Below are 1,571 nucleotides of genomic sequence, written 5' to 3'. Positions count from 1 at the left end.
CCGTATACAGGTAGGTCATGGTCTCGCTATCGTCGAGCCACCGGCATTCCGGCATGAAACCGTCGAGCAGGGAAAGCACGCGATCCGTGCGGTCGACAAAGGCGCTCTGAATCTCATTGGGATCAACGCCCGACTGTTCGCGCCCCTCGTAAAGCCATGTCTCGGCGCGCGCGACATCCTCGACCGGCGGCAGATAGAGGAAGGTGAGGAAGTAGCTCGAGATGAAGTGAACGCCTTCCTCTTCGAACTCGGCCTTGCGCTCGGCGTCGACGAGGGCTGAGGCCGGGTCAGGAAACTGGCTTTCGGGATAGGTCGCCGCCTGATGCCGCTGCGCCTCGACGAAGATGCTCCATCCCGAGCCAAGGCGACGAAAGGCGTTGTTGATACGCGAGGCCACCGCGACCAACTCGGCCGCGACCGCGGAATCGAGATCGGGCCCGCGAAACGTTGCGGAGCGCTGAAAGCTTCCATCCTTGTTGAGCACCACGCCGGGCGCGACAAGCGCGGCCCAGGGCAGGTAGTCGGCAAGACGGTTGGCGGTGCGACGATATTCGGAAAGGTTCATCATGACAGGACCTCACACCGGCAGATGAGCGGGAAGGCGCAGATGCCTTCGACCCACTTCGAAAAAGAGCGGATCGCGCCTTGCGGCCCATACAGCTGTGAAATGTCCAACTGCCCAGATGATGAGACCGACCAGCCAGAGGCGAAGGCCCAGGCCAACCGCGCCTGCCAGTGTGCCGTTCAGGATTGCGATCGAGCGGGGTGCGCCGCCGAGCAGAATATGCTCGGTCAGTGCCCTGTGAACGTGGACCGTAAACCCTGGCACAGCGCCGACCTGTTCGAAAGCGGCCGCCATCAGATCAGCGCCCCGCCGCCGAAGGAAAAAAACGACAGGAAGAAGCTGATGCCGCAAAGGCGATCGACAGGCCAAAGACGATCTGGATCAGCCGCCTGAATCCACCCGAGGTGTCGCCGAAGGCAAGCGTTAGCCCCGTTACGATGATGATGATGACGGCAATGATCTTGGAGACCGGGCCCTCAATCGACTGAAGGATCTTCTCAAGCGGTTGCTCCCACGGCATCGACGAGCCGGCGGCATGAGCGACCTGGGCGAGCATGAGGGTGGTGGCAAGGGTCGTGGCGCCAGCGGCCAAGCGCCTGTAGCCACGCGAAAGGATGCGGATCATGAGCTGTCTCCTGGACTGTTCTGGTTGGTTTGGGAGGTGCGGTAGTCGCCGTCAGGCCCAAGCCCGTCGACGCGCATAAGTTCTGTCAGCCGCCGCGCGGGTCCGCGCCCGGACAGAACGGCGATGAGATCAATGGTTTCCGCGATGAGGGCGCGCGGGACAGTGACGACGGCTTCCTGGATGAGTTGCTCGAGACGGAGCAATGCCCCGATGCCCGAGCCGGCGTGGATGGTGCCAATGCCGCCAGGATGTCCGGTGCCCCAGGCCTTCAGGAGGTCGAGGGCCTCTGCGCCGCGCACTTCGCCGATGGGAATGCGGTCCGGCCGCAAACGCAGCGAGGAGCGAACCAGGTCCGCGAGCGTGGCGACACCATCCTTGGTC

Annotated in this window: 2 protein-coding genes and 2 pseudogenes; all 4 read right to left on the bottom strand. The window is 63.3% G+C overall.

The features are described from left to right. A pseudogene (locus EOA36_RS35090) lies at positions 1-568 on the bottom strand (conjugal transfer protein TrbE); the annotation flags it as partial. Between the two features lie 9 nt (positions 569-577). Continuing rightward, a complete protein-coding gene (locus EOA36_RS35085; RefSeq protein ID WP_127281203.1) occupies positions 578-859 on the bottom strand; it encodes a VirB3 family type IV secretion system protein in 282 nt (93 codons plus the stop codon). After that, a pseudogene (locus EOA36_RS35080) lies at positions 859-1,190 on the bottom strand (TrbC/VirB2 family protein). The gene EOA36_RS35085 and the pseudogene EOA36_RS35080 overlap by 1 nt, the downstream one beginning before the upstream one ends. Further along, positions 1,187-1,571 (bottom strand): ATPase, T2SS/T4P/T4SS family (locus EOA36_RS35075; protein ID WP_189553535.1); only part of this gene is annotated, 385 nt, incomplete at its 5' end. The pseudogene EOA36_RS35080 and the gene EOA36_RS35075, both read right to left, overlap by 4 nt.

This window comes from Mesorhizobium sp. M8A.F.Ca.ET.021.01.1.1 (assembly GCF_003998025.1).
GTDB lineage: Bacteria > Pseudomonadota > Alphaproteobacteria > Rhizobiales > Rhizobiaceae > Mesorhizobium.
The sequence above is the reverse complement of the archived record's forward strand: the minus strand, read 5'-3'. Positions and strand labels throughout refer to the sequence as shown.